Source organism: Paraburkholderia unamae (assembly GCF_003096875.1).
GTDB classification, from domain to species: Bacteria; Pseudomonadota; Gammaproteobacteria; order Burkholderiales; family Burkholderiaceae; genus Paraburkholderia; species Paraburkholderia unamae.
In genome coordinates this window covers 1-3,603 of the sequence record NZ_QEOB01000059.1, presented here as the reverse complement: position 1 = coordinate 3,603, position 3,603 = coordinate 1, and the positions used below count along the sequence as shown (strand labels likewise).

Here is a 3,603-nt window from a genome sequence, read left to right as displayed (position 1 = left end):
TGTTCCTCCGGCATGTCCAGCGCCGTGGTGAGCGTCAGGTCGTACTGGCAGACAGTCGAGAGCCGTTCCTCGCCCGTGATGGCGCTGAGCACGAACATGTCCTCGCCATCTTCCTGCACGGGCAGAGCCGGTCCCGTGACCCGGATGGTGCGTTTCTGCCCTTTCGGCCACCAGCGCCCGAAAATCTGCTCGTTGGTCAGCATGCCGGGCAACCTCCCGGCTGGCGGACGTGACAACGGCGTGTAGCAACAGGCGGGCAGTGCATGAAGCGGGTTCCTCTCTCTGGCTCGTGATGGCGATGTGAGGCATGGACGCGATGTCCCATCAGGCGTGTGTCTGATCTGCCACTATTCACATTCCGTGATGAGCCACCAATCAGAGAAGTCCGAAACCCATGCGGCGCGTCAGGGGCGCATGCACGAAATTTGACAGGCCTTGACGTTCAACGGGTACGCCGACACCAGAGCGCGCTGAACAGTCGCTGCTCGACACGTGGCTGAATCGATAATGTCGGGGATATGCCCGATGCGTGCAGTGGACCAGGTGCAAACCCATCCGCGCCGCAGGTTTTGCACCCCGGAGGATGGCTAGGGAACAGGGTGCAAAGTGCAAAGGCCTTTCAGTCCTCGCGGCTAGGAAAAGGACGTGGTGCGCAAGTACCCGTGATTTTTGCGGGGCGGGAAGTACCTTGACCCCAGCGAGGTAGCAGGAATGCATCCCACGGCCATGGCGCATCATGATAGCAAACGCGATTACCAGAACAAATGCGATCGGTCGACGAATTAAAATAACCATCTCGATAGTGGATTTTCAGGGGGCGCTCGCATGAGGCAGAACGCTTTCCCTTTTAATGCGCGAACGAAAATTGATTGCAATAACCGATTAGCGAACCCTCGCCAACTCGGCTTAGCGCAGGTTCTAGCAGGGTCATGCATGTGCGATATCTTCTGTGCGCTCTGCAAGCATCAATTGATATTTCTGTTCTATCATAGATATCACAGCATGCTGGATCGCTAGACTGATTTGCTTCTTGGTATCTGCGTTAGGCGGTTCATCATATGTCCATCTTGAACATTCAAACGCCAATTCCGAATCGTTCTGAACTGATCTACCGCTTCCGCTAAATTATAGGCTAATACGGCATTCGCCGGTGTTTGTGCCAACCGCAAATGGGAATATTGCGTCCATTCGCTGGATATGATAGTGCTTGTAATATTTCTCATCATTAATCAGGAAAGTGTCGTTTAGGCGTTCTCTATCCGCATTAAATCTCCGAACGGTATGTTTCATCCACAGGCTGCGTGGATCGTGTGGGCTTCCACCCACCCACGCACGCTCGGCTTCGCGCGTGATGATGGTGCGGTGGCCGAGGCGCAATTCAGCAGGACCGATGCCCTTCGCCTTCAGTGCGTAGTAGTGGGGATTGGAGATGCCGTAGTAGTCGCAGAGCTGCTTTACGGACTTCGGGCGCAGCGTGTCCATGCAGACCTCCCTTGAGTGATTAAGCCCATGAGGGGCCGCCACTTACAAGGTTGGTGCAGAGCAAAACCACATGCAACGCGGTATCGGGAACAGCGGCGCTATTCCCACGCCGGTCCAGGAATAGCGGCGCTAATACGAGTCGGGGTGATTGATTAAGTCGTTGAACCAGTCAGTGACCGTGCGGCGATCCGAGTTGAGTTCGTGTGCCACATACCGCTCGCACTCGTCGCGCTTCTCCGGCGTCATCGACGTGCCGCACCACACCTGAAATGTGGCGAGCGCTACCACGCGCTTCTTCTGCTTGCTCGCGTTGTCTCTATTGGCCGTGCTCTCGGCCAACGATTTCGCTGCCAGCGCTGCTACGCCAAGGCTGCCTGTCATGTCGCCGGGTAGGAGGTGAGGGCTGCGCATGCCCTCGAGGATCGCGGTCAGTTCGGCGGCAGGGTCGGGGTCTAACTTCTGTGCCCGTTCGATCTGCCGTTGCAACAGATCGAACCACTCGAGCATCGTCAACGCGCGCACATGCAATTGAGCGCGCAGTCTGGCCGGGTCGAAGGCGTCGTAGTGAGTGGCCATGACTGGCCCCTCCCGTAATACAGGAAGCACCCATATTAACTGATGCAGACTGGAAGATATCCACCCAGCGAACGAGAAAGCCCCATGGGGGCTTCGTTGTGCTGCATCGGGAGCGTCAGGCCGCCTGAGCGCTGTCGTCGCCAGTCTCAGGCGTGCGTGGCCGGTCAAGCACCGAGAGCGCTTCGGCGAGTTTGCCTTCACGCGCGCGCAGATAGCGCTGCGTCATGCGGCTGTCCTTGTGGCCGAGAATCTTCTGTACGTGATAGACCGCCACGCCCTCGTTGATCATGCGTGTGGCCGTGTGATGCCGTGTATCCATGAATCTGAAATTAATGACCTTCGCCTCGCACTTGACCTTCTGCCAGTCGCGTACCTCGCGCAGCGGCTCGCCGATCTCGTTCGTGAACACGCGTGCGAACTTCACCTGACGCCGCCACGCCATCAGCGTCTCGCAGGCTTCGCGGTTCATCGGAATGACGCGACGCTTCTTCACCTTGCTCGTTTGCGGCTCGACCGTGATTGTGCGCGCCTTGAAGTCCACAGACGTCCATTCGAGCCGCAACAGTTCCGAGCGGCGCAGCCCGGTATTGATGGCGACGAGGATCGACGGCTTCAAATGGTCGGTGAAAACATGATGCTCGCCGGGCACCCCGGCAAGCTTGCGGCTGTCATGACGCGCCGCCGCTTCTTCGCGAATACGCGCTTCGCGCGCATCGAGCGCAGCACGCAGCCGCTGTTCCTCAGCCGCTGTCAGTTCCCGGCCATGCCCGGCATCTGCCTCGGGGTCAGTCTTGCAGCGCAGTCACGCGCATGGATTGCTTATGATGATCTCGTGCTCGACGGCGTGGGAGAACAGGCCGCCAATCGAGCCGAGCGTGCGGTTGATACCCGTGGGTTTGTGACCGGCCGCGACGCGCTGCTCGATCCACTTCTTCATCATGGGTCGCGTTACTTCATCGAGCCGCTTCGGCAGCAGGTCAGCGAAGTCGCGCCGGATGTTCTTCAGGTTCTGTTCGGGCGTCTCGCTTTTCGTCGTGCCACGCCAGTACGTCGCATAGTCGCCGTCGAGATAGCCGCCCACGGTCGGCATCGCGCAGCGCTTCGCATCCGCCACGCGCCGCTCATGCTTCGCGCCGCGCGTGGGCATCGTGTCGGCCCTATGGTCGGTGCGGCCGATGAAGGCCTTCGCCGCTGCACGCGCTTCCTCGACGGTCATCGCGGGCCAGCGACCGACGCTCCTCTTCCGCTGGCCTTCGGGTGCGCTCCAGCGGTACACAAACGACACTGAGCCGTCGGGCCGCATGTGCAGCCCGAAGCCGGATAGCGTGTCGTCGTACACGTCACGCAATTTGGGCACATCGCAGCGGGCCAGCGCCGCCATGCGCTCGCCTTCGAGCCGCCGGATCAGTTCGCGGTTGATACGTTCCTTCGCCATTTTTTGTCCTCAAGTGGCCGAGGCCGTGTAAAAACGCGCAGAACGGCCCACCGGTGATGCCCGGTTGGGAGCGCAGTTGAGTTAGGCCGAGACGCAGGCAGGTGGCGTGA

The 3,603-nt window shown here is 59.6% G+C and carries 5 protein-coding genes; all 5 read right to left on the bottom strand.

The window, feature by feature from the left end; all coding sequences use genetic code 11:
* Positions 1 to 203, bottom strand: a 203-nt coding sequence (locus C7402_RS45995; RefSeq protein ID WP_133254678.1) for a hypothetical protein, incomplete at its 3' end; no start/stop codon positions are given.
* Between the two features lie 922 nt (positions 204 to 1,125).
* Positions 1,126 to 1,482 (bottom strand): helix-turn-helix transcriptional regulator, encoded by a 357-nt coding sequence (locus tag C7402_RS45990; RefSeq protein ID WP_116615296.1) that lies wholly within the window; start codon positions 1,480 to 1,482, stop codon positions 1,126 to 1,128.
* 129 nt (positions 1,483 to 1,611) lie between these two features.
* Positions 1,612 to 2,058 (bottom strand): hypothetical protein, encoded by a 447-nt coding sequence (locus C7402_RS45985; RefSeq protein WP_116615295.1) that lies wholly within the window; start codon positions 2,056 to 2,058, stop codon positions 1,612 to 1,614.
* A gap of 115 nt (positions 2,059 to 2,173) precedes the next feature.
* The gene (locus C7402_RS47945; RefSeq protein ID WP_224039118.1) at positions 2,174 to 2,674 is read right to left on the bottom strand and encodes a site-specific integrase; all 501 of its coding nucleotides are present in this window, start codon (positions 2,672 to 2,674) and stop codon (positions 2,174 to 2,176) included.
* 186 nt (positions 2,675 to 2,860) lie between these two features.
* Positions 2,861 to 3,493, bottom strand: a complete 633-nt coding sequence (locus C7402_RS47940) for an Arm DNA-binding domain-containing protein (protein WP_224039116.1) — start codon at positions 3,491 to 3,493, stop codon at positions 2,861 to 2,863.
* Positions 3,494 to 3,603 lie beyond the last annotated feature (110 nt).